Below are 19,640 nucleotides of genomic sequence, written 5' to 3'. Positions count from 1 at the left end.
CATGAGCGTCGCCTTCACCAAGGAGGAGGACAGCGAGTCCGCCGCTGCGGACCTGCCGGACCGTCCGATCTCCCCGCACCCGAACCTGGTCACCGCCAAGGGCCTCAGCCAACTCGACGAGGAACTCGCCAAGGCACGCGCGGCCTACAACGCCGCCCAGGCCAGCGGCGACGTCAACGCCGACCGCACCGCGATGGCCAGGGCCACCCGCGACCTACGCTACTACGGCGCCCGACGCGCCAGCGCCCAGCTGGTCGAGCCGGATCTTTCGCTTGATACGGTTCAGTTCGGGCGCAGCGTCACCTTCGAACGCGAGGACGGTCGCCGCCAGACCTACGCCATCGTCGGCGAGGACGAGGCCGATCCCGTCGGCGGCTCGGTGTCCTACATCTCGCCCCTGGCCCGCGCCCTGCTAGGCAAGACCGTCGGCGACCTGGCCGACGTCAACGGCGCCGAGGTCGAGGTGGTCGCCGTCGCCTAGCCCTCGGCCAGCAGACCCAGCAGCGCCTCGACGCAGGCGGCTGAGTTCGCCGCGGCAGCCTCGACCATCTCGTCATAGGTCAGGTGGCTGTCCTCGCCCGCCAGGTCCGACAGCGTGCGGATCACATAGAGCGGAGTGTTCCAGGCCCGAGCCACGACGGCGACCGCGCCCGATTCCATGTCGATGGCGTCGGCCCCCGGCCGCGCATGCAGCTCATCCCGCGTCGCCGGGCAGTTGAGGAAGTAGTCGGCGGTCACCACCCCGCCCAGCCGCGCGTCGAGCCGCCCGGCCATCGCCCCGGCCAGCCGCGCCAGCACCACTCGCACCGCCGCATCGACCGGCTCGGGCGCAGACAGCACCGGGGCGCCGACCGGAATCACGCCATAAGCTGTCGGCGTGAAGGCGCCGGCCGTGACGATGCCGTAGTCGTGCACCGCCAGCCGATCGGCCAACAGCACAGAGCCGACCCCCAGCGCCGGATTCAGACCGCCGGCTACTCCGGAGAAGATCAGGCTGCGCGCCCCGAACCCCGCCAGCAGCAGGGTGGCGGCGGCGGCCGCATTGACCTTGCCGATCCCGGCCTGCGCCAGCACGACCGGCTCGTCGCCATAGCGGGCGCGCCAGACCCGGGTCGGTCCGTGGACTTCCGGCTGTAGATCGGCGTGCAGGACCCCGCGCAGGGCGTCCATCTCTTCGGGGGTGGCGCAGAGGATCGCGTGCATGCGCTCCGCTTAGCACGACCTCAGCGGGCCTGCCCCTCCTCGGCCGTGCGCAGCACGAAGGCCAGGATCTCGGCGACCGCCACATAGAGCCGCTCGGGGATTTCGGTCTCCAGCTCGATGGTCGACAGCGCTTCCGCCAAGACGGCGTTCTGCTGGATCGGCACGCCATGCGCCTGGGCCGTCTCGATGATCTTTTGGCCGATCACGCCGCGGCCGCTGGCCACCACCCGCGGCGCGCGCGGGGCGTCGTAGGTCAGCGCCACCGCCAGTGTCTTGCGCGGCTCCTGGCTCATGACGTCTGGTCCACCAGCGTGCCGGCCTGTGGTTCGGCGAGCCGAGGCGCGCCCGCATGGACGGCGATCTCGGCCCGGAAGTCGGCCCGGGCCAGCGCCGCGCCCAGCAGGTCGCGCCCAGCCTCCAGCTGCGCCAGCCCGCTCTCGCGCTCGGCCCACAGCCCGACGATCGCCTGGCCGCCGGCCAGCGAGATCCGCGCGTGGATCGGCCCCAGCGGCTCGATGTCCAGCGAGAACGCCGCCCTCCAGGTCGGCTGGGCCTCGCCACCCTTGCCGCGGCCGTCGCGGCTGATCTCGAACTGCGCAACCGCCGCGCCCTGCGGGGTCGTGAACGGCATCTCGAACATCCAGCGGGTCACTTGCGCCTCGACCGGGTGCTCCTCGCCGGCCGGCAGCGAGGCGATCTGCAGCAGTTCCTGGCGGGCTACCGCGCTCTCGGTCTCGGCCAGCAACCGCTGGCCGATCTGGCTGGGCGCCGCGTCCGCCGGCAGGCTGGGCGCAGCGGCCGGCTGGGCCCGCGGCCCGCCCGCGCGATAGGGCGGCGGCGGGGTGCGCGCAGGGGCTCTGGCGTCCGGCGCCCGCGGCGCGCCCGCGAGCCAGGCTCCCAGCGCCTGTCGCAGCACCAGCAGCCCGGCCTTCATGTCCTGGCCCACCGGCGAAACCTGCGGCGCCACGGCCAGCCTGGCTTCCAGGAACAGACCGGACTGCGACAGCGCCTTGGCGACGTCCGCGCCGCCGATCCTTGCGTCGAACGGGGTCGCCTGAGCCAGCACCTGCGCCGCAGCCGAACGGACGGGGCCGGGAAGCGCCGGATTGCGCGCCGCCTGGGTCAGGTCCGCCATCAAAGGGGCCAACCCGCCCTGGCGCGCCGCCGCCTGCTGCGCGGTCTGGGCCAGAATCTGCGATTGCACCTGGCCAGGATCGATGTCGATGGAAGGCGCAGCCGGGGGCGTCACCGGAATCACCGGCCGCACCGGCGTCACCGGAATCACCACCTGGGGCGCCAGCGGACCTTGGATCGGCGTGATCGACACGGGTCACTCACCTGCCAATAGTTGCCGACATGTTACCGGCCGGGAGTGAAGCTCGGCTTAAGATCGCCCGACCTATGGCCAGTCGATCGATGAACCAGGAGATTCCAATGGGGGACGCGGACATCGCCGGCGCCGACATCGTCCGCTGGCTCGAGAGTCCCGAGACCGCGGTCGATCTGCTGGTCGGCTGCGGCTTTGACGACGGCGACTGCGAGGACCTGCTCGCGATAACGGCGGTCGATCTTCCGCGCCGTCGGATCACCTATGCATCGGCCAGCGGGCCGCGCGCGATCCCGTTCGCCAGGCTCGCCGACGGCGTCGTGGCGCCCAGCGCGCTACTGCGGGCGGCGGTCGAGGCGGCGACCCCGCCCAGCCAGCGTGAGGAGAACGCCGCCTTCGACGAGATCCGCGACCTGGTTCCGCAGCGCCCGGCCTCGCGCGAGGATCTGTTCGTCATCCTGGAGGCGGTCCGCGCCCACCGCGCCGGCGAGACGCCGGACCGGGACGTCCGCCATGTCCGCGCCAAGGCGCTGAAACGCTGCGGAGCCTGGAGCGCGGGGGTCGCCATCGCCGGCGGCTGGCGTGACGCCGCCATCGCGGCCGGCGCCTGGCCGCAGGGCGACATCGCCGTCCATCTCGCCCGGTTCCAACGTGAGGCCAAGGACCCGCGCGGTTCGCTGGCCACCCTGGCCGACCTGCGCTTCGCCCGCCAACCCTTGGACGAGCGCCAACGGGCGATCGTCGCGCTCATGGAAGGCGCCGCGCACGCCGATCTCTTCGAGGCCCAGCGCCGCAACGCCGAGCACCTGGAACGCGCCTTCGCCTGCGCCGCCCAGGCCTGGGCCATCGCCCCGAAGGACGAGGCGGCGAACGCCCTCTATCAGCGACTTCACGCCTTGACGCCGAAACGCCCCTAGCCCGTCAGCCGCAGCGCCCGCATCACCGCCTTGGCGTAGGTCGGCCCTACATCGACGAGCGCGCCGTCCTCGAGATACAGCTGCATCGGGCTGCGCCCGGCCCGCGTCACCCGCCGCACGGCGTCCAGCCGTACGAAGGCCGAGCGCCGAACCCTCATCAGCCGGGATGGATCCAGCCGCGCCTCGAGCTCGCTCATCGTGATGCGCAGGATGTGCCGGCGCCCGGCGGCGTGGATGATCGCATAGTCCTTGGCCGCCTCGATTCGCTGGATCTGGCTGATCGCCACTCGCACGTGGCCGGTCCGGTCGGCGACCCACAGCCCCGTCTCGTAGCCGCACGCCTGACAGACGCACGCTCCCGCCGCCACAGGCCACGGCCCGCGCCCGTTCGGCGAGATCTCCGTCGCCCCCGCCTCGCCCCCCACGAACGCCAGTCCCATCGTCGCGTGTCCCTGCTCCAACTGCTTGCACGCACGCTAGCGATTCCGCGGCGGGCGCCGCTTCCCCCGTTCGAACGAGGCCGCCCCTCTGCCCTTCGCGCCCGGCGCCTGCTATTGCGGCTGCGATGACCCTCGACCAGCTCCCGCCCCTGCGTGAAACCCTCGCCGAGCACGATCTTCTGGCCAAGAAGAGCTTCGGGCAGCACTTCCTGCTCGACCTCAACATCACGCGGAAGATCGCCCGCCTGGCCGAGGTCGGCGCCGGGGACCATGTCATCGAGATCGGCCCGGGCCCTGGCGGCCTGACCCGCGCCCTGCTCGAGACCGGGGCCAGGGTCACCGCCGTCGAGGCCGACCCCCGCTTCGCTCCGCTGCTTGAGGAACTCTCAGTCGCCTCCGGCGGAGCGCTCACCGTCCGGCTGGAAGACGCGCTCAAGACCGATGAGGCCGCGGTCGCCGCCGGCGCACCCGCCCACATCGTCTCCAACCTGCCCTACAACGTCGGCACGCCGCTGCTGATCAAATGGCTGACAGGCGCCTTCACGCCCGCCTCGATGACTTTGATGTTCCAAAAGGAAGTCGCCGACCGGGTCGCCGCCGAGCCCGGCTCTGAGGCCTATGGCCGGCTCTCGGTCATCGCCCAGGCGACCAGCCATACCGCGGTGGTCATGGACGTGCCGGCCCGCGCCTTCACTCCGCCGCCCAAGGTCGCCTCGGCGGTCGCCCGCCTGACGCCGCGCGCCGACCGCCCGGCGAGCGAGCGCCTCGACGCGCTCCAGCGGGTCACCGCCGCGGCCTTCGGCCAGCGCCGCAAGATGCTGCGCTCCAGTCTCAAGGTTCTCGGCGGAGCCGAACTCTGCGAGGCGGCCGGCATCGCGCCGGAAGCCCGCGCCGAAACGATCGACATCCCGGGCTTCCTGGCGCTCGCCGACGCGCTGATCGCAACCTAGCCGCCGAACATCTTGGCCCGCAGCCGCCGCATGCCGCCGATCCAGCGGTCGTAGTCGGCCGTCTTGCGCTGCATGTAGGTCAGCACGACCGGATGCGGCAGGATCAGGAAGCTCTCGGCAGCCAGCCCCTGAACCACGCTCTCAGCGACGTCGTCCGGGGTCAGCACCCCGTCGAGGTTCTGTGGCTGCGAGGCAGAATCCCCCTGGCGCAGCATCGCCGTGTCCACGCCCTGCGGGCACAGAATCGAGACCTTGATGCCCTGGTCGCCGTGGGTGATGGCCAGCGACTCGGCGAAGCCGACCGCCGCGTGCTTGGTGGTCGAGTAGACCGCCCCGCCGATCTGCGACAGCAGACCCGCTGCCGAGATGGTGTTGAGCAGGTAGCCGCCGCCCCGCGCCTGCATGCCCGGGATCACCGCCCGCGCCGCATGGACGTGCGCCATGACGTTGACGTTCCAGGCCCGGTTCCACACCGCGTCCGGCGAGGAGGCGGCGCTCTGCTTGTCCGGATCGCCGTCGCCGACGCCGGCATTGGAGCAGAAGAGATCGATGCCGCCATGGCGCGCCTCGATGTCCGCCACCATCGCCGCCACCGCCGCGCCATCGCTGACGTCCAGCGTCACCGCCTCGCCACCGATCTCCTTGGCGACCGCCGCGGCGCCCTCGCCGTTGCGGTCGGCCACGATCACCGACTTGGCGCCTTCGCGCGCGAAGCGGCGCGCCAGGCCCGCGCCAATCCCCTCGGCGCCGCCGGTGACGACGACGACCTTGTCCTTCAGTTCCATCGATGAGCGTCCTTTTGATCAGGCTTGGGCGGCGTCGGCGTAGCCGGCATACGAATGCTTCAGGCTGGCATGGTTCAGCAGCATCTGGGCGACCTGCTTCTCACCCTTGGCGTCGAACACCCGCGTGCGCACCCAGTAGGATTCGGTGCGTTTGCTCTCGGCCAGCGCGACGATCTCGCGCCGCAGGACGTATTCCTCGCCGACGAACAGCGGCCCGTCGAGCAGCTTGATCTCCTGGTCGGCGAACAGCCCGACCGCCGGCCCCTTGACCGGGAACGCCGCCTCCCGGCTCGAATATTCGAACAGCACGCTCAGCATCTCGAACGGGATGATCGCCCGGCCCCAGGGCGAGGCCGCGCCGTCCGAGTACCAGGGCGAGGTCTCGGTGATCTTGGCCAGCTTCTGGTTCAGGCTGAACGGATAGAGCGCGCCCATGTTCTGGTCGGCGTCCATCTTCACCCGCTCGTCCTTCGCCCCGCTCATGCCGACCTTCAGGTCCTCAAGGATCAACAGCTTTCCGGGCGGGCGCAGCGCCGCCATGCGCGATTCCAGCAGGCTGGGCTCGGTCTGCGGACCGACGCTCGCGCTGGCCTCCAGCACTGGGGTCCCGTCCGCCTTCTCGGCCCAGACACGGGTCCGAGTCGCGCCCTCCGCGGGGATCTGGGCGAAGGCGCGGACCTCCTCGCCCTCGACGACCATGTTCAGGAAGTGGGAGGAGATACAGCCGCTCTCGTACCAGCGCTGTCCCCAAATCTTGGCCAGCAGCGGTTGGAACTGGCTGAAGTGCGTCGGCCCCTCGATCGGCCCGGCCCGGAAGCCGAGCTTCTCCGCCATGGCGTCATCGTGGATCGAGGAGTGCCCGCCATACTCCTGATCGGCCAGCATCTGCAGCGGCTTGCGCAGCGGACCGGCAAGGCTGAGGGGCGTATCGAAGCTCATGGGGGCGTCCTCCTTGTGGCGGCGGCGCCCTGCGGCGCTCAGCCTCCTATAGAGCCACGCCCCCTCGCCTCAAACAACCGTTTGAACCGCGTCAGCGTCCCTGGCCATAGCCGTAGTCGAACGCGCCGTAGGGCCGCCCGGCGCCCCAGTAGGGGCGATAGCCATTCTTCTCCTGGCCGATGGTCAGGGCCAGGGTTCCGGTCTCGCCGATCGGCATGACGCTGGTGATGTAGCCGCTGCGATAGCCGCCCGTACCGACCGCGACACCGACCTCGCCGTGGATCTGGCGATCCCGCGGCAGCCGCACGCCCTCGCCATACGTCTCCTCAGGCCCAGCGGCAGGCGAGTCGGCCAGCCAGCGCTTGATCTGTTCGGCAGTGTCGAGCGTCTCGGCCGGCGGAGCGGTAACGGCCGCAGCCGCCGGTTCGGCCGCGGCCAGGTTGATTTCCGAGGGGGCGATTCCCGTGGCGCCGGCGGTGCTCATCGCCTCCTGGGCCTGGGCGACGCCGGCGATCAGGGCGAGTGCGGCGCAAGCCGTCAAAAGGGTACGCGTACGCATGCTGAAGGCGCCTCCAAGCGCACGGCAGCTTAAGCAGCCGATATGGGCGCTCGTAAGGCGCTAGCCAAGGAGAGAGGCCGCCCCGTCCCAGGCCAGCTTCGCGCCGACGGCGATCAGCAGGACATAGATGATCCGGTAGAAATTCCCGGCCGGAACCCGCCGCACCAGCCAGACCCCGGCCGCGGTCGAGGCGATGGCCAGCGGCAGCAGCACCAGGGCCGTCATCAGCGCCTCGCGCGTGAACTGGCCCAACGCCCAGTAGGCCGGGACCTTCATCCAGTTCACGACCGCGAAGAAGATCGCGCTGGTGCCGATGAACACGTCGCGCGGCAGGTTCTTGGGCATGACATAGATCTGGAACGGCGGTCCGCCGGCATGGGCGATCTGGCTGGTGAAACCAGCGACGACGCCGGCCAGCACCCCACGCCAGGGCAGCTTCTCGGGTTTGGCCGGCTTGGCCGGGGCAGAGCCCCGCTCGGCCCACAGCCGCATCAGCGCGAAGACGATCGAGACCGCGCCAACGGCCAGTTCCACGGCCCCAGGCTTCACGAACGCCGCCAGCGAGTAGCCGAGCGCGATTCCGCCCGCCGCGCTCGGCAGCATCACCGCCAGCACGCCCTTGTCCCAGGTTTTGCGGAACGACCAGACGCTGACCACATCCTGCACGATCAGGATCGGCAGGGTGATCGAAGCCGCCAGCACCGGCGAGATCGCCAGCGCCATCATCGGCACGGCGATGACCCCGATGCCGGAGAACCCGCCCTTCGCCAGGCCCAGCAGGATCACCGCCGGGATCGCTACGGCGTAGAAGAAGGGATCGGTCAGCAGCGGGGATTACTTCCGCTTGCCGAGTTCGGCGGCGATGTCCTTGACGTTATGTCCGACCTTGCGGTGCGCGGCGATGACCTGCTCGGGCTTGACGCCCCAGCGCTTGGCCCAGAACGCCACCTCGTGACGTTCGCGCACGTCCAGCCGCACGTTGTCGCGGAAATCCCGCTTGCCCTTGGGTTCGGCCATGATCGCCTCCGTGATCGGCCCTGGCCTATCAAGTCCGCGGCGCGGCGCCTACCCGCCCGGCCGCGATCCGCTCGGCCGGCTGACCACGAAGGCCGCGCACAGGCCCAGCGCCCCAGCTACGGCCAGCGCCAGCCAAGTCGCCGGGTGCGCCGACAGGAAGAAGATCACGAACCCGCCCGCCATGCCGGCGCAGGCCAGGACCTTGGCCTTGCGCGGGATCGCCCCGTGCGCGCGCCAGTCACGCACCAGCGGCCCGAATTGCTTGTGGTTCAGGATCCAGGCCTCCAGCCGCGGCGAGGACCTGGCGAAGCAGCCCGCTGCCAGGATCAGGAACACCGTGGTCGGCAGCAGCGGCAGGAACGCCCCGGCGATGCCCAGACCCGTAAACCCCAACCCCAGAACCAGATAAAGCGCGCGCGTCATGCCAATTGAGAATTTCTCTCAAAAACAGCCGTCGCGATAGGGGGTCAGTCGGCCAAATCGACAAGCCGTTCGGCCAGGGCGAGGTTCACCGCCTCGTATGCCGGGACGAAGTCGCGTGCGATCTTCGCCTTGCTCCAGGTCGCGGGCAACAACCCGCCCAGCAGTTCGGTGTGCAGCACATGCGTGCCGTCCGCGTGCGGGGTCAGCAGGAAGCCGTGGCGACCCGCGAACAGCAGCGGCACATGTCCCGACCAGGCCAGCTCCCGCCCGGGCTCTGCCGCGACGATACGTACGGTCTGGCGGATGACGCCCTGCCCCGCCAGGTTTCGGAACACCATCCGCGCCCTGGTCCCGACCTTGGCCTCGCCGTCGACCTCCAGGTTCAGCGGGTTCCACTCGCCATAGCGGGCGAAGTCGGCCAGCACCGCCCACACCTGCTCGGGGCTGGCCGGAACAATCGACTCGGCGCGGATCTGATGCATGGCGCGACTATATTCGCAAACCGCGCAGGGGCTGCCATTGTCGCGCCATGGCGCTCACCGACCTCGCAACGCGGACCTACAATCACGGCTGGCGGCTCGACCCCATCATCCGCAGCTTGTTGGACACCGACTTCTACAAGCTGCTGATGCTGCAACTGATCTGGAGCCTGCACCCGGACGTCCAGGCCACCTTCTCGCTGATCAACCGCAGCCGCCACGTGCGCCTGGCCGACATCGTCGACGAAGGCGAGTTGCGCGCCCAGCTCGACCATGCCCGCACTCTTTCATTCTCGAAGAAAGAGCTGATCTGGCTGGCGGGCAACACGTTCTACGGCGAGACCCAGATGTTCAAACCGGGCTTCATCGCCTGGCTCGCCGACTTCCGCCTGCCGCCCTACGAGCTCACCAAGCGCGACGGCCAGTATGAGCTCAGCTTCCACGGCCCCTGGACCCACACCACCATGTGGGAGATCCCGGCCCTGGCGATCATCAACGAACTGCGCACCCGGGCGGTGCTGCGCGGAGAGGGGCGCTTTGCGCTCGACATCACCTTCGCGCGCGCCAAGGCCAAGCTCTGGGAGAAGGTCGAGCGGCTGCGCAAGCTGGACGGCCTGCTGATCTCCGACTTCGGCACCCGCCGCCGCCATTCCTTCCTCTGGCAGCGCTGGTGCGTCGAGGCGCTGAAGGAAGGGCTGGGCGACGCCGTGCTTGGCACCTCCAACGTGCTGCTGGCCATGGATGGCGATCTCGAGGCGATCGGCACCAACGCCCACGAGCTGCCCATGGTCGCCGCCGCCCTGGCCGAGACCGACGAGGAGCTGCGCGCCGCGCCCTATCGCGTGCTCGATGAGTGGCGGCGCACCTATGGCGGCAATCTGCTGGTCGCCCTGCCCGACGCCTTTGGCACCCGCGCCTTCCTGGCCGACGCCCCCGACTGGGTCGCCGACTGGACGGGCTTTCGCCCGGATAGCGCCCCGCCGATCGAAGGCGGCGAGGAGATCATCGCCTGGTGGAAGGCCAAGGGCCGCGACCCGCGCGAGAAGCTGCTGGTGTTCTCCGACGGCATGGACATCGACTCGATCGAGGAGGCCCACCGCCACTTCACCGGCCGCGTGCGGATGAGCTTCGGCTGGGGCACCAACCTGACCAACGACTTCAAGGGCTGCCTGCCGGGCGGCGGCGAGGCCCTCGACCCCATTTCGCTGGTCTGCAAGGTCACCGACGCCAACGGGCGCCCCGCTGTGAAGCTGTCGGACAACCCCGAGAAAGCCACCGGCGATCCCGCCGAGATCACCCGCTACCTCCGCATCTTCGGCGAAGCCGGCCGCCACGCGCACCCGGTCAGCGTCTAGCCCTGCGCCAAAGCGCCACACCCCGGTCCGCAACCAAACCGGGATCGACGCGCTTTTCTCAACTGTCTCCGGGGTTGTTCCGAGCGCAGGCGCTGCGCGTGGAGACGGCAAAATCAGGCCAAGCGTCGATCCAACCGGCTCCCTCGCGGAGCGCGGGTTAGAATCATACCCAATCCTATAATAATATGCCCAATGACCACATATGCTGGCCACTGTGATCGTACCCATGACACGATAATGCCTTATCGTGGTCGTTTGACCGCCGAATTGCGCCCGCAGCTTGAGAACGCCTCGGGGGAGGCCTCACAGATGTACGGGAGACCTCATGCGTTCCATCCTCACCTACGGGGCTGCGGCCCTCGCCCTCGCCCTCGCCGCTCCGGCCTTCGCTCAAGACGCGGCTTCTGAGCCGACCGCTCCGCCGGCCAAGGACGCCAGCGCCACCGCCGCGACCCTGGCCGTCGGCGCGACCGTCAAGGACAAGACCGGCGCCAACATCGGCACCGTCACCGAAGTGAAGCCCGACGCCGCCGGCCAGCAGGTCGCGACGATCAAGATGGGCGCCGATACCTTCGCGGTCGAAACCAGCAAGCTGGCGATCGCCGACGGCTCGGCGACGATCAACGCCACGGCAGCCGAACTGCAGGCGATGCTGAAGAAATAGAGCGCTGCGGGCGCGCCTCGGGCTCCAGCCGGGGCGCGCTCGTCTTTCCCGCCTAGCGGAAGACGTAGACGTCGCCGCCCGCGCGATCCGGCAACGGCCCGGCCGCCACAGTCAGTTGCGCCCGCCGGCCGCCGCAGACGCAGCGCATGCGATCGGTGAAGGCCCGCAGCGGCAATCCCCCCAAGCCCTGGGCCACCCAATGACTCGGGTCGCATGGCGCGGCCCGCGCGCACCCCGGCGAGGCGCAGCGCGCCACCAGGTGCCGATCCAATCCCACGCAAGCCAGCAGCGGCTCGCGCTGCACGTCGCTCCAGTTCTCATCCGTCATGTTCGCCTCCAGCGGCAGAACAAAAGCAGAACAGGAAGACATGCGCGACTCCGTCTGGGTTGATTCCGGCGACGCCTTCCCAACTCGCAGGAGAGCGGCGAACGGCCAGCATCGGAAGAGTCGGCGGATCCCTGAACAGAAGAGGCGTCTACAGGCGGCGAATTCCTGTGAACGCCTTGGGGTCACACGGCCTGGCGCGGCCTACTCCGCCAGCAGGCCCTCGACGAACCCGGGCAGCCACGGGTTGCGGCCCGGCTTCATCCGTTCCGAGCGGTAGATGTGCCCGAGGTCGGCATAGGCGCGATCGAAGTTCTTGTTGACGATGACGTAGTCGTAGAGCCGCCAGTGCTCGATCTCGTCCTTGCCCTTTACCAGGCGCTTCTGGATGACCTCTTCGCTGTCCTGGGCCCGGGCGTGCAGCCGGCGCGACAGATCCTCCCAGGACGGCGGCAGGATGAACACCCGGACGCTGTCGGCGGGCGCGGCGTCGGCCACCTGCTTGGCGCCCTGCCAGTCGATGTCGAACAGCACGTCCTTGCCGGCCTCCAGCGCCGCCATCACCGGCGCCTTGGGCGTACCGTAGCGGTTGTCGTGCACGTCGGCCCATTCCAGGAACTCGCCGCGCGCGATCATCGCGTCGAAGGTCGGGCGATCGACGAAGTAGTACTCGCGCCCTTCCTCCTCGCCCGGACGCGGCGCCCGCGTGGTGCACGAGATCGACAGCATCAGGTCGCTGTGGTCGGCCACCAGCCGCCGCGACAGCGAGGTCTTGCCCGCCCCCGACGGCGAGGACACCAGCAGCATCATCCCCCGGCGGGTGGTTTCCCAAGGCCTGGGGTGGTCGTGTCCGTCAGTCATTCGTCACTCTTCGCACGTTCGGAGCGCCGCTTAACAGATACTAGCCTTTCAGCGGAAGGGGCTCGATGCGCAACATGAGGGCCCCTTGGCCGCCAACCCCGACTACTCGACGTTCTGCACCTGCTCGCGAAACTGCTCGATGGTCGCCTTGAGCTCCAAGCCGACCGTGGTCAAAGCCCCCAGCGCCGATTTCGAGCACAGGGTGTTGGCCTCCCGCATGAACTCCTGGGTCAGGAAGTCCAGCCGCCGCCCCTGCGGCCCTTCGGCGACGATATGGCCGCGGGCGGCCTCCACGTGGGCGCGCAGGCGGTCCAGTTCCTCTCGGACGTCGGCCTTCACCGCCATGGCGGCGGCCTCGGTGACGATCTTGTCCTCGCCGGCGGCCTCGCCGATCAGTTCAGCCATTCGCCGCGCGAAGCGGTCCTTGATCGCCGCCGGCTGCCCGTCGGCCAGAACCTGGGCCTCGCCCACCAGGGCCTCGATCTTGTCGACCAGACCGATCAGGACGGCGGTCAGAGCCAGCCCTTCCTCCCGGCGCGAGGCGGCCAGCGCCTCCAGCGCCGCGCCGATCGACAACGCGATGGCCGCCTGCAGCGCCGCCTGGGCCTCCGGATCGTCGTCGCCTTCGGCCGCCTCTATCACCCCGCGCAGCGCCAGCAGTCCGTCCAGGCTCGGCGGCCCGGTCCGGCCCGCCGCGATCAGCCCCTCGCCCATCGCCAGGTAGCGGGCCAAAACCCCCTCATTAATGCGGATCTCGACGCCGCTGTCGGTGCGCTTGGCCTGCACGCCGACGTTCACCTGGCCGCGGGCGAACCGCGCCTGGGCCCCGTCGCGCGCAGCGCGATCCAACTGGTCGAAGCCCGGCGGGCCGCGGAAGCGGACCTCGAGGTTCCGGCCGTTGACCGAACGCGCCTCGACCGCCCAGGTCCAGTCCCCCACCGCGCCCTCGGCCCGGCCGAATCCCGTCATTCCAGATAGCGGCATGGAAGCCCTCGAAGCTGCACAATCCGCGAAGTCTACACGGCGCTCGAACCGCGAAGCCAACCCAAATGGACATCTATCGTCGACTCATCGGCCGCTTCAGCGTCAAGTTGCAAGCCGGACAAGACGGAGACGACCATGGGCGCCTTCAGACAAGTCGCCGGCGCCGCCGCGATCTACTTCTGCGCCCTGTTCACTTCACTCGGCGTGGCGCGGCTGGTTCGGGATCTGGTGGACCTGGTCGGGGTCGAGCCGGTGTTCGGCCAAATCGCCGGCGCGCTGATCGTCGCCTTCGCTCTGCTGCCCTGGGCGGGGTTTGCGGTCCGGGCCTTCGCGATCTCGCCCACGATCCCGTCACGGCTGGCGGTCGGCGTCGGGGCGGTGCTGATGTTGTTCGTCCTGGCGGCGATCGAGCTGACCTTCTTCCGCCGGTTCTTCGCTGCCGATCTGGCCAGACCCGATGAGCGCACGGCGGCCTGGATCACGCCCACCCTGTTGCTGTACGCCGCCGTGCTGCCAGTCTTCCGGGCGCGCCGCGACCCGCGCAGCTAGCGCGGGCCGCAAGCGCGATCAGCCTCAGCGACGGACGATCTCGACGCGTCGCGCCTCGAGGTCGGGAGCGGCGGCCGGCCCGTTCTCGACAGCGGTCGGCGCCACCATCTCGATGCTGGCGGCCGGCACGCCGGCTGCGACCAGCCGGTCGCGGACCGCCTCGGCCCGTTGCTGGGCCAGACGCTCGTTCAGCGGCAGGTTGCCGGTGCGATCGGTGTAGCCGGTGATGCCGACCCGCAGGTTGTCCTGCTTGATCGCAGCGGCGGCCTCTTCGATGAGGCGGCCGTCATTCGGGCTGATCGCCGCCGAGCCCAGGGCGAAATGGACGTTGGCGGGCAGAGCGACGATGGCGGCGGGAGCGACCGGCGTCGGAGCGACCGGAACCGGTGCGATGGTCTGGGCCGGGGCGGTCGCCACCGGCGGAGCCGCCGCCGGCGCCGCGGGCCTCACCTCGGCGACGGGGGCGGTCGGCGTTGTCGACTGCCGGCCGAGGAAGAACCAGGCCAGCAAGGCCAGCGCGGCCAGGCCGAGCAGCCAGGGGAGCCAAGCTCCCATGCCCGAGCGGCGCGCCGGGGTCGCCGTCGCGCCGCGCGCATAGGCGGGCGCGGCAGGCGGCGGGCGATCTTCGACGCGATGGATACGATCTCCGAAGTCGGCGACAGTCGCCGAGGCGTCGGTCGCCGCGCTCGCCACCGAGGCCGCAGCGCCGGCGCCGAGAGCTCCGGCCGCCATCGCCGCCTTGCCGACGCCGCCGGCGACGTCCGTGCCGCCGAACACCGACAGCTTCCGGAAATGCTCGGCCAGCAGGTAGTAGACCGTCACCCGGTTCTTGGTCCGGTCCCCGCTCATCCGATCGCCGACCTCGGCGATGGCTTCGTCCAGCTCGGCGTCGCTGTGCGTCATGCCGAGCTTCTTCTTCAGATAGTTCTCGCGAACCCGCCGCAGTTCCTCGGGTTCAGTGTAGGAAACCAGCGACGAGTCGCGGTTGTGCAGCGCTATTCCGCAGTACCTGACGATCGCGTCGATCACCTTGGAATCGGCGTTGGGTACATATTTCCTGACGTCGATGGCCCAATCTTCCGCCATGGCCTGTCCTCCGATCCGTTTGACGGGCGTCGAACGGGGGCGCGAGGGGGGCGCGTCCAGGATCGACCCCACACCGATAGGACCATGGCGAGAACCGGGCGCTAGGGCCCTTTGCGGAGTGGGTCGAGGGATTTACCTTAGGAATCTGCGGCGCCGCTTGCGCCCCTCGTCGCCCAGCTCGTAGCGCCGCGCCTGGCGGCTTCTCTGCGCCGGCTAGCGGCCGCCCTGTTGCTGAAGCGCAGCGTCGGCCCGCTGCTTTTCCACCACGCGCCACTTGGCCACGTTCTTCAGATGCTCGTCATAGGTGGCGGCGAAGACGTGCCCCCCGCTGCCGTCCGCGACGAAGAACAGGTGGTCGCTCGCCGGCGGGTCGAGCACGGCCGCCAGCGCGGCGCGGCCCGGATTGGCGATCGGCGTCGGCGGCAGACCGTCGATCTGATAGGTGTTGTACGGGTTCGGCTGGGCCATCTCCGAGGCGCGCAGTCCGCGGCCCAGCGGCTTGCCGCCGTTCAACCCGTAGATGATCGTCGGATCGCTCTCCAACCGCATGCCCTTGCGCAGCCGATTGACGAAGACCGCAGCGACCTGCGGCCGCTCGCTGGCGATGCCGGTTTCCTTCTCGACGATCGAGGCCAGGGTCACCGCCTCGTCCGGCGTCTTGATCGGCAGGCCGGGCTGGCGCTTCTCCCACAGCAGGGCCAGCAGCTCGTCGCGCGCGTCCATCATACGCTTCAGCACCGCCGAGCGGTCTTCGCCGCGCTCGTACTGATAGGTCTCAGGAAGGATCGAACCTTCCGGCGGGGCGGCCACCACGCCGCTCAGGTCCGGCCGCGCCATCAGGGTCGCGACGGCAGCCTCCGAGGTCATGCCCTCGGGGATCGTCACCTGGTGGATCACGATCTTGCCGTCACGGATGTCGCGCAGGATCGAGGCCAGCGAGGCGCGGCTCTTGAACTCGTACTCACCGGCTTTCAGCGCCTTAGCCGCGCCGGTGAACTGGGCTGCGGCGGCGAACAGCGCCTTGGAGCGAATCGCGCCGGACCGCTCCAGGGTCGAAGCGATCTCGGTCAGCCCCGCGCCTTTGCGCAGCATGACCACGCGGGTCTCGCCGCCGTCGGTCGCCGGGCCCGGCCCCTGGTAGGACCACAGGGCCCAGGCCAGGACCAGAACAGCGACGACGCCCAGCGTCGCGGCCGCACTGCCCAGGATGATCCTGAACCTGCGCGCAGGCGGCAGGGCGCCTGACGGCTTGCGCCGCCCGCGGGCGGCCGACTTGCGCGGCTTGCGGCTCACGAGACCTTCTTGAACACCACGGAGGCGTTGGTGCCGCCGAAGCCGAAGCTGTTGGACAGCGCCACGTCGATCTTCATCGGCTTGGCCTTGTTCGGGACCAGGTCGATTTCGGTTTCGACCGACGGGTTGTCGAGGTTGATGGTCGGGGGCGCGACCTGGTCGCGGATCGCCAGCACCGTGAACGCCGATTCGATCGCCCCGGCGGCGCCGAGCAGGTGGCCGGTCGCCGACTTGGTCGACGACATGGTCAGGTCCTTGGCGGCGTTGCCGAGCAGGCGGGTGACGGCGCCCAGCTCGATCTCGTCGCCGAGCGGCGTCGAGGTTCCGTGCGCGTTGATGTAGTCGATCTCCGACACGTCGATGCCGGCGTCCTTGATCGCCGCGCGCATGGCGCGGAAGCCGCCGTCGCCGTCCTCAGCCGGGGCGGTGATGTGATAGGCGTCGCCCGCCAGGCCGTAGCCGGCGACTTCGGCGTAGATCTTCGCACCGCGGGCCTTGGCGTGTTCGTACTCTTCCAGAACCAGCACGCCGGCGCCTTCGCCCATGACGAAGCCGTCACGGGCCTTGTCGTACGGGCGGCTGGCCTTTTCCGGGGCGTCGTTGAAGCCGGTCGACATGGCGCGGCAGGCGATGAAGCCCGCGACGCCCACCGGGCAGATCGAGGCCTCAGCTCCGCCGGCGACCATCACGTCGGCGTCGCCGTACTTGATCAGTCGGGCCGCGTCGCCGATCGCGTGCGCGCCGGTGGCGCAGGCGGTGACGACCGAGTGGTTCGGGCCCTTGAAGCCGTGGCGGATCGAAACCTGGCCCGAGGCCAGGTTGATCAGGGCCGAAGGGATGAAGAACGGGCTGACCCGGCGCGGGCCCTTTTCGTGCAGCTCGACGCTGGTCTTTTCGATGGTCGCCAGACCGCCGATGCCCGAGCCGATGATGACCCCGGTGCGTTCCTTGTCCTCTTCCGATTCCGGGACCCAGCCCGAATCCTTCACGGCCTCATCGGCCGCCGCGATCGCGTAGAGGATGAAGTCGTCGACCCGTCGCTGATCTTTGGGCGCCAGGGTGTCGTCCGGATTGAACGATCCGGCCACGCCCTCGCCGCCGCCGCCGCGCCCGTCGACCCGCGGCACTTCGCAGGCGATCTGGCAGGCATAGTCGGTGGGATCGAAGGTGGTGATGCGGCCCGCCCCGGACTTGCCTTCCAGGATGGCTTTCCAGGTGATGTCGGTTCCTTGACCAAGCGGGGTCAGCAAACCGATGCCGGTGACGACGACACGACGCATGAGCGGGCCTCCAAACGCAGACCGCCGCGAACTCCGGAGAGCTTCGCGGCGGTCAAAAATTCAATGAATTCCGTGGGTTCGCCTTAGGCGCCCAGGCGCTCACCGATGAACTTCACCGCATCGCCGACGGTCTGGATGTGCTCGGCGGCGTCATCCGGGATCTCGATGTCGAACTCTTCTTCGAAGGCCATGACCAGCTCGACGTTGTCGAGGCTGTCGGCGCCCAGGTCGTCGATGAAGCTCGCCTTTTCGGTGACCTTCTCGGGGTCGGCGTCCAGATGTTCGATGACGATCTTACGCACGCGCTCGAGGATGTCGGACATTCGCTTAAGTCCCTTGTGTTTCGCTAAATCCATCCGCGACGGCCGACGGGATGTCAACCGTTGCGGATATACGGGTAGAGACCTTCGCCTCGCCGGTTCGCGCGGCGACGTAGCATGTTCGCTACGGCCACGCCAGCGGGCTCAGATCATGGCCATGCCGCCGTTCACATGCAGGGTTTGCCCCGTCATGTAGGCGGCTTCGTCGCTGGCCAGATAGACGCAGGCGGCGGCCACTTCGGCCCCCGCGCCCAGCCTTCCGGCCGGGATCGTACCCATGATCTGGGCCTTCTGCTGCTCGTTCAGGGCGTCGGTCATCGGGCTCTCGATGAAGCCGGGCGCCACGCAATTCACCGTGATCCCGCGCGACGCGACCTCCTGGGCCAGGGCCTTGGAGAAGCCGATCATGCCGGCCTTGGAGGCGGCGTAGTTCGACTGCCCGGGATTGCCCATCACGCCGACGACCGAGGTGATGCCGATGATTCGGCCATGGCGCCGCTTCATCATGCCGCGCATCGCCGCACGGCTGAGACGGAAATAGCTTTCCAGATTGACCTTCAGGACCGCTTCCCAGTCCTCGTCCTTCATCCGCATCAGCAGGCCGTCGCGGGTGATCCCGGCGTTGGCGACCAGGATGTCGATGCCGGCGCCGGCGGCTTCCTCGGCGCGCGCCAGCAGGCTGTCGACCGATTCCGCATCGGCGAGGTTGGCCGGCACGGCGAAGGTGCGGCCGCCCAGCTGCTGGGCCAGGTCCTGCAGCACCGCCTCACGCGTGCCCGACAGCACCACGGTCGCGCCGGCGGCGTGCAGCGCCTTGGCGATCTCGCCGCCGATGCCGCCGGTCGCGCCGGTGACCAGGGCGGTCTTTCCCGTCAGGTCGAACATCTCAGAGTCCCTTCGCAAAGGCTTCAAGGTCGGCGGGCGTGTTGAGCGGGGTCGCCTCGGCGTCCGGGGCGATGCGCTTGGCCATGCCCGACAGCACCTTGCCGGCGCCGGCCTCGGCGAAGCGGGTCACCCCGCCCTCCCCGGCCAGCCAGATCATGCTTTCGCGCCAGCGCACGCGGCCGGTGACCTGCTCGACCAGCAGCCGGCGGATCTCCTCGGGGTCCAGGGTCGGGCGAGCGGTGACGTTGGCCACGACCGGCGCGCGCGGCGCGATGATCGTGGCGCTGGCCAGGGCCTGGGCCATCTCGTCGGCGGCCGGCTGCATCAGCGGGCAGTGGAAGGGCGCCGAGACGTTCAGCGGGATGGCCCGCGCGCCCAACTCCTTGGCCTTCTCAATGGCCATGTCGACGGCGGCCTTGTCGCCGGAGATCACCACGTTGCCGTTGTTGTTGTCGTTGGCCACGACGCAGACGCCGACCTTCGAGCCGGCCTCGGCGGCGGCTTCGGCCAGGGCCACGTCGGTCTTCGGGCCGATCAGCGAGGCCATCGCGCCCGCGCCCACCGGCACGGCCCGCTGCATGGCCTGGCCGCGCAATTTCAGCAGCCGCGCCGTGTCGGCCAGGCTGATCGCGCCGGCGGCCGCCAGGGCCGAATATTCGCCCAGCGAGTGGCCGGCCACGAAGGCGGCCTTCTCGATGCCGACGCCGAATTCCTTCTCCAGGGTCCGGGTGACCGCCAGCGACACGGCCATCAGGGCCGGCTGGGCGTTCTCGGTCAGGGTCAGGTCGCCTTCCGGACCCTCGCGCATCAGCGCGAACAGCTTCTGGCCCAGGGCGTCGTCGACTTCCTGGAAGACCTCACGGGCTGAGGCGAACGCCTCGGCGAGGTCCGCGCCCATCCCGACAGCTTGGCTGCCTTGGCCAGGAAAAATGAAGGCGAGGCTCATTGCGCGTCTCCCACGCACTTACGATTCCGAGCCGGGAGGGTTAGGGGATAAGC

At 69.6% G+C, this 19,640-nt stretch carries 26 protein-coding genes; 6 read left to right on the top strand and 20 right to left on the bottom strand.

The annotated features are described in order from the left end of the window. The first annotated feature begins 1 nt into the window (after position 1). Entirely contained in the window at positions 2 to 481 is a 480-nt protein-coding gene (gene greA / locus O4N75_RS11800; RefSeq protein WP_269625745.1) for a transcription elongation factor GreA, read from the top strand. Here the strand turns inward: greA and mtnN are convergent. The 3 genes from mtnN to O4N75_RS11785 are packed head-to-tail and all read right to left on the bottom strand — an operon-like array spanning position 478 to position 2,530. Next, on the bottom strand, positions 478 to 1,203 hold the full coding sequence (mtnN, locus tag O4N75_RS11795; protein WP_269625744.1) for a 5'-methylthioadenosine/S-adenosylhomocysteine nucleosidase: 726 nt from the start codon (positions 1,201 to 1,203) through the stop codon (positions 478 to 480). The genes greA and mtnN overlap by 4 nt on opposite strands. 20 nt (positions 1,204 to 1,223) lie before the next feature. Further along, entirely contained in the window at positions 1,224 to 1,496 is a 273-nt protein-coding gene (locus O4N75_RS11790) for an EscU/YscU/HrcU family type III secretion system export apparatus switch protein (RefSeq protein ID WP_269625743.1), read from the bottom strand. Further along, on the bottom strand, positions 1,493 to 2,530 hold the full coding sequence (locus O4N75_RS11785) for a flagellar hook-length control protein FliK (protein ID WP_269625742.1): 1,038 nt from the start codon (positions 2,528 to 2,530) through the stop codon (positions 1,493 to 1,495). The genes O4N75_RS11790 and O4N75_RS11785 overlap by 4 nt, the downstream gene beginning before the upstream one ends. 107 nt (positions 2,531 to 2,637) lie before the next feature. Here O4N75_RS11785 and O4N75_RS11780 point away from each other — a divergent pair, with 107 nt between their 5' ends. Then, a complete protein-coding gene (locus O4N75_RS11780; protein WP_269625741.1) occupies positions 2,638 to 3,447 on the top strand; it encodes a hypothetical protein in 810 nt (269 codons plus the stop codon). Here the strand turns inward: O4N75_RS11780 and O4N75_RS11775 are convergent. Further along, positions 3,444 to 3,887 carry a LytTR family DNA-binding domain-containing protein gene (locus tag O4N75_RS11775; protein ID WP_269625740.1) on the bottom strand — a complete coding sequence of 148 codons (444 nt, stop codon included), beginning with the start codon at positions 3,885 to 3,887 and terminating at the stop codon, positions 3,444 to 3,446. The genes O4N75_RS11780 and O4N75_RS11775 overlap by 4 nt on opposite strands. Positions 3,888 to 4,012: 125 nt before the next feature. Here O4N75_RS11775 and rsmA point away from each other — a divergent pair, with 125 nt between their 5' ends. Beyond that, entirely contained in the window at positions 4,013 to 4,837 is an 825-nt protein-coding gene (gene rsmA / locus O4N75_RS11770) for a 16S rRNA (adenine(1518)-N(6)/adenine(1519)-N(6))-dimethyltransferase RsmA (RefSeq protein WP_269625739.1), read from the top strand. Here the strand turns inward: rsmA and O4N75_RS11765 are convergent. From O4N75_RS11765 to O4N75_RS11735, 7 genes are all read right to left on the bottom strand, one after another. After that, a complete protein-coding gene (locus tag O4N75_RS11765) occupies positions 4,834 to 5,622 on the bottom strand; it encodes an SDR family oxidoreductase (protein WP_269625738.1) in 789 nt (262 codons plus the stop codon). The genes rsmA and O4N75_RS11765 overlap by 4 nt on opposite strands. An 18-nt stretch (positions 5,623 to 5,640) precedes the next feature. After that, on the bottom strand, positions 5,641 to 6,561 hold the full coding sequence (locus tag O4N75_RS11760) for a hypothetical protein (RefSeq protein WP_269625737.1): 921 nt from the start codon (positions 6,559 to 6,561) through the stop codon (positions 5,641 to 5,643). A 91-nt stretch (positions 6,562 to 6,652) separates the two neighbouring features. After that, positions 6,653 to 7,120 carry a hypothetical protein gene (locus O4N75_RS11755; protein ID WP_269625736.1) on the bottom strand — a complete coding sequence of 156 codons (468 nt, stop codon included), beginning with the start codon at positions 7,118 to 7,120 and terminating at the stop codon, positions 6,653 to 6,655. Positions 7,121 to 7,180: 60 nt separating this feature from the next. Further along, a complete protein-coding gene (locus O4N75_RS11750) occupies positions 7,181 to 7,948 on the bottom strand; it encodes a sulfite exporter TauE/SafE family protein (protein WP_269629364.1) in 768 nt (255 codons plus the stop codon). Between the two features lie 6 nt (positions 7,949 to 7,954). Further along, positions 7,955 to 8,137, bottom strand: coding sequence for a DUF3606 domain-containing protein (locus O4N75_RS11745; RefSeq protein ID WP_183769845.1), 183 nt, complete (start codon positions 8,135 to 8,137; stop codon positions 7,955 to 7,957). Positions 8,138 to 8,185: 48 nt separating this feature from the next. Continuing rightward, complete coding sequence (locus O4N75_RS11740) at positions 8,186 to 8,560, bottom strand: YbaN family protein (protein WP_269625735.1); 375 nt, start codon at positions 8,558 to 8,560, stop codon at positions 8,186 to 8,188. A gap of 44 nt (positions 8,561 to 8,604) precedes the next feature. Next, positions 8,605 to 9,042, bottom strand: coding sequence for an SRPBCC domain-containing protein (locus O4N75_RS11735; protein ID WP_269625734.1), 438 nt, complete (start codon positions 9,040 to 9,042; stop codon positions 8,605 to 8,607). A gap of 47 nt (positions 9,043 to 9,089) precedes the next feature. On the opposite strand from O4N75_RS11735, the gene pncB reads away from it, so the two are divergent. Then, positions 9,090 to 10,394: a nicotinate phosphoribosyltransferase gene (gene pncB / locus O4N75_RS11730; protein WP_269625733.1), complete on the top strand. Its 1,305-nt coding sequence runs from the start codon at positions 9,090 to 9,092 to the stop codon at positions 10,392 to 10,394. A gap of 325 nt (positions 10,395 to 10,719) precedes the next feature. Then, positions 10,720 to 11,058 carry a hypothetical protein gene (locus O4N75_RS11725; RefSeq protein WP_269625732.1) on the top strand — a complete coding sequence of 113 codons (339 nt, stop codon included), beginning with the start codon at positions 10,720 to 10,722 and terminating at the stop codon, positions 11,056 to 11,058. Positions 11,059 to 11,110: 52 nt separating this feature from the next. Here O4N75_RS11725 and O4N75_RS11720 read toward each other — a convergent pair whose 3' ends face one another. From O4N75_RS11720 to O4N75_RS11710, 3 genes are all read right to left on the bottom strand, one after another. Then, positions 11,111 to 11,428, bottom strand: coding sequence for a hypothetical protein (locus tag O4N75_RS11720; protein WP_269625731.1), 318 nt, complete (start codon positions 11,426 to 11,428; stop codon positions 11,111 to 11,113). A 159-nt stretch (positions 11,429 to 11,587) separates the two neighbouring features. Next, positions 11,588 to 12,244, bottom strand: a complete 657-nt coding sequence (gmk, locus tag O4N75_RS11715; protein ID WP_269625730.1) for a guanylate kinase — start codon at positions 12,242 to 12,244, stop codon at positions 11,588 to 11,590. Between the two features lie 102 nt (positions 12,245 to 12,346). Next, complete coding sequence (locus O4N75_RS11710; RefSeq protein WP_269625729.1) at positions 12,347 to 13,228, bottom strand: YicC/YloC family endoribonuclease; 882 nt, start codon at positions 13,226 to 13,228, stop codon at positions 12,347 to 12,349. A 135-nt stretch (positions 13,229 to 13,363) separates the two neighbouring features. Between O4N75_RS11710 and O4N75_RS11705 the strand changes: the two genes are divergently transcribed. Continuing rightward, complete coding sequence (locus tag O4N75_RS11705) at positions 13,364 to 13,777, top strand: hypothetical protein (protein ID WP_269625728.1); 414 nt, start codon at positions 13,364 to 13,366, stop codon at positions 13,775 to 13,777. A 24-nt stretch (positions 13,778 to 13,801) separates the two neighbouring features. On the opposite strand, the gene O4N75_RS11700 is transcribed toward O4N75_RS11705, so the two are convergent. The 6 genes from O4N75_RS11700 to fabD form a co-directional block, all read right to left on the bottom strand. Continuing rightward, positions 13,802 to 14,863, bottom strand: a complete 1,062-nt coding sequence (locus O4N75_RS11700) for a DUF2853 family protein (RefSeq protein ID WP_269625727.1) — start codon at positions 14,861 to 14,863, stop codon at positions 13,802 to 13,804. A gap of 213 nt (positions 14,864 to 15,076) precedes the next feature. Next, positions 15,077 to 16,099: an endolytic transglycosylase MltG gene (mltG, locus tag O4N75_RS11695; protein WP_269629363.1), complete on the bottom strand. Its 1,023-nt coding sequence runs from the start codon at positions 16,097 to 16,099 to the stop codon at positions 15,077 to 15,079. A gap of 53 nt (positions 16,100 to 16,152) precedes the next feature. Then, on the bottom strand, positions 16,153 to 17,436 hold the full coding sequence (fabF, locus tag O4N75_RS11690) for a beta-ketoacyl-ACP synthase II (RefSeq protein WP_269625726.1): 1,284 nt from the start codon (positions 17,434 to 17,436) through the stop codon (positions 16,153 to 16,155). Positions 17,437 to 17,519: 83 nt separating this feature from the next. After that, positions 17,520 to 17,759, bottom strand: coding sequence for an acyl carrier protein (locus tag O4N75_RS11685; protein WP_056019455.1), 240 nt, complete (start codon positions 17,757 to 17,759; stop codon positions 17,520 to 17,522). A gap of 141 nt (positions 17,760 to 17,900) precedes the next feature. After that, positions 17,901 to 18,641: a 3-oxoacyl-[acyl-carrier-protein] reductase gene (fabG, locus tag O4N75_RS11680; RefSeq protein WP_269625725.1), complete on the bottom strand. Its 741-nt coding sequence runs from the start codon at positions 18,639 to 18,641 to the stop codon at positions 17,901 to 17,903. A gap of 1 nt (position 18,642) precedes the next feature. Then, positions 18,643 to 19,587, bottom strand: coding sequence for an ACP S-malonyltransferase (fabD, locus tag O4N75_RS11675; protein WP_269625724.1), 945 nt, complete (start codon positions 19,585 to 19,587; stop codon positions 18,643 to 18,645). Positions 19,588 to 19,640 lie beyond the last annotated feature (53 nt).

This window comes from Phenylobacterium sp. NIBR 498073 (genome assembly GCF_027286305.1).
Taxonomy (GTDB): Bacteria; Pseudomonadota; Alphaproteobacteria; order Caulobacterales; family Caulobacteraceae; genus Phenylobacterium.
The sequence above is the reverse complement of the archived record's forward strand: the minus strand, read 5'-3'. Positions and strand labels throughout refer to the sequence as shown.

Coding starts and splice junctions, on each gene's coding strand:
- greA (WP_269625745.1), top strand. CDS start 2: ATGAGCGTCGCCTTCACCAAGGAGGAGGACAGCGAGTCCGCCGCTGCG.
- mtnN (WP_269625744.1), bottom strand. CDS start 1,203: ATGCACGCGATCCTCTGCGCCACCCCCGAAGAGATGGACGCCCTGCGC.
- O4N75_RS11790 (WP_269625743.1), bottom strand. CDS start 1,496: ATGAGCCAGGAGCCGCGCAAGACACTGGCGGTGGCGCTGACCTACGAC.
- O4N75_RS11780 (WP_269625741.1), top strand. CDS start 2,638: ATGGGGGACGCGGACATCGCCGGCGCCGACATCGTCCGCTGGCTCGAG.
- O4N75_RS11775 (WP_269625740.1), bottom strand. CDS start 3,887: ATGGGACTGGCGTTCGTGGGGGGCGAGGCGGGGGCGACGGAGATCTCG.
- rsmA (WP_269625739.1), top strand. CDS start 4,013: ATGACCCTCGACCAGCTCCCGCCCCTGCGTGAAACCCTCGCCGAGCAC.
- O4N75_RS11765 (WP_269625738.1), bottom strand. CDS start 5,622: ATGGAACTGAAGGACAAGGTCGTCGTCGTCACCGGCGGCGCCGAGGGG.
- O4N75_RS11760 (WP_269625737.1), bottom strand. CDS start 6,561: ATGAGCTTCGATACGCCCCTCAGCCTTGCCGGTCCGCTGCGCAAGCCG.
- O4N75_RS11755 (WP_269625736.1), bottom strand. CDS start 7,120: ATGCGTACGCGTACCCTTTTGACGGCTTGCGCCGCACTCGCCCTGATC.
- O4N75_RS11745 (WP_183769845.1), bottom strand. CDS start 8,137: ATGGCCGAACCCAAGGGCAAGCGGGATTTCCGCGACAACGTGCGGCTG.
- O4N75_RS11740 (WP_269625735.1), bottom strand. CDS start 8,560: ATGACGCGCGCGCTTTATCTGGTTCTGGGGTTGGGGTTTACGGGTCTG.
- O4N75_RS11735 (WP_269625734.1), bottom strand. CDS start 9,042: ATGCATCAGATCCGCGCCGAGTCGATTGTTCCGGCCAGCCCCGAGCAG.
- pncB (WP_269625733.1), top strand. CDS start 9,090: ATGGCGCTCACCGACCTCGCAACGCGGACCTACAATCACGGCTGGCGG.
- O4N75_RS11725 (WP_269625732.1), top strand. CDS start 10,720: ATGCGTTCCATCCTCACCTACGGGGCTGCGGCCCTCGCCCTCGCCCTC.
- O4N75_RS11720 (WP_269625731.1), bottom strand. CDS start 11,428: ATGTCTTCCTGTTCTGCTTTTGTTCTGCCGCTGGAGGCGAACATGACG.
- gmk (WP_269625730.1), bottom strand. CDS start 12,244: ATGACTGACGGACACGACCACCCCAGGCCTTGGGAAACCACCCGCCGG.
- O4N75_RS11710 (WP_269625729.1), bottom strand. CDS start 13,228: ATGCCGCTATCTGGAATGACGGGATTCGGCCGGGCCGAGGGCGCGGTG.
- O4N75_RS11705 (WP_269625728.1), top strand. CDS start 13,364: ATGGGCGCCTTCAGACAAGTCGCCGGCGCCGCCGCGATCTACTTCTGC.
- O4N75_RS11700 (WP_269625727.1), bottom strand. CDS start 14,863: ATGGCGGAAGATTGGGCCATCGACGTCAGGAAATATGTACCCAACGCC.
- fabF (WP_269625726.1), bottom strand. CDS start 17,436: ATGCGTCGTGTCGTCGTCACCGGCATCGGTTTGCTGACCCCGCTTGGT.
- O4N75_RS11685 (WP_056019455.1), bottom strand. CDS start 17,759: ATGTCCGACATCCTCGAGCGCGTGCGTAAGATCGTCATCGAACATCTG.
- fabG (WP_269625725.1), bottom strand. CDS start 18,641: ATGTTCGACCTGACGGGAAAGACCGCCCTGGTCACCGGCGCGACCGGC.
- fabD (WP_269625724.1), bottom strand. CDS start 19,587: ATGAGCCTCGCCTTCATTTTTCCTGGCCAAGGCAGCCAAGCTGTCGGG.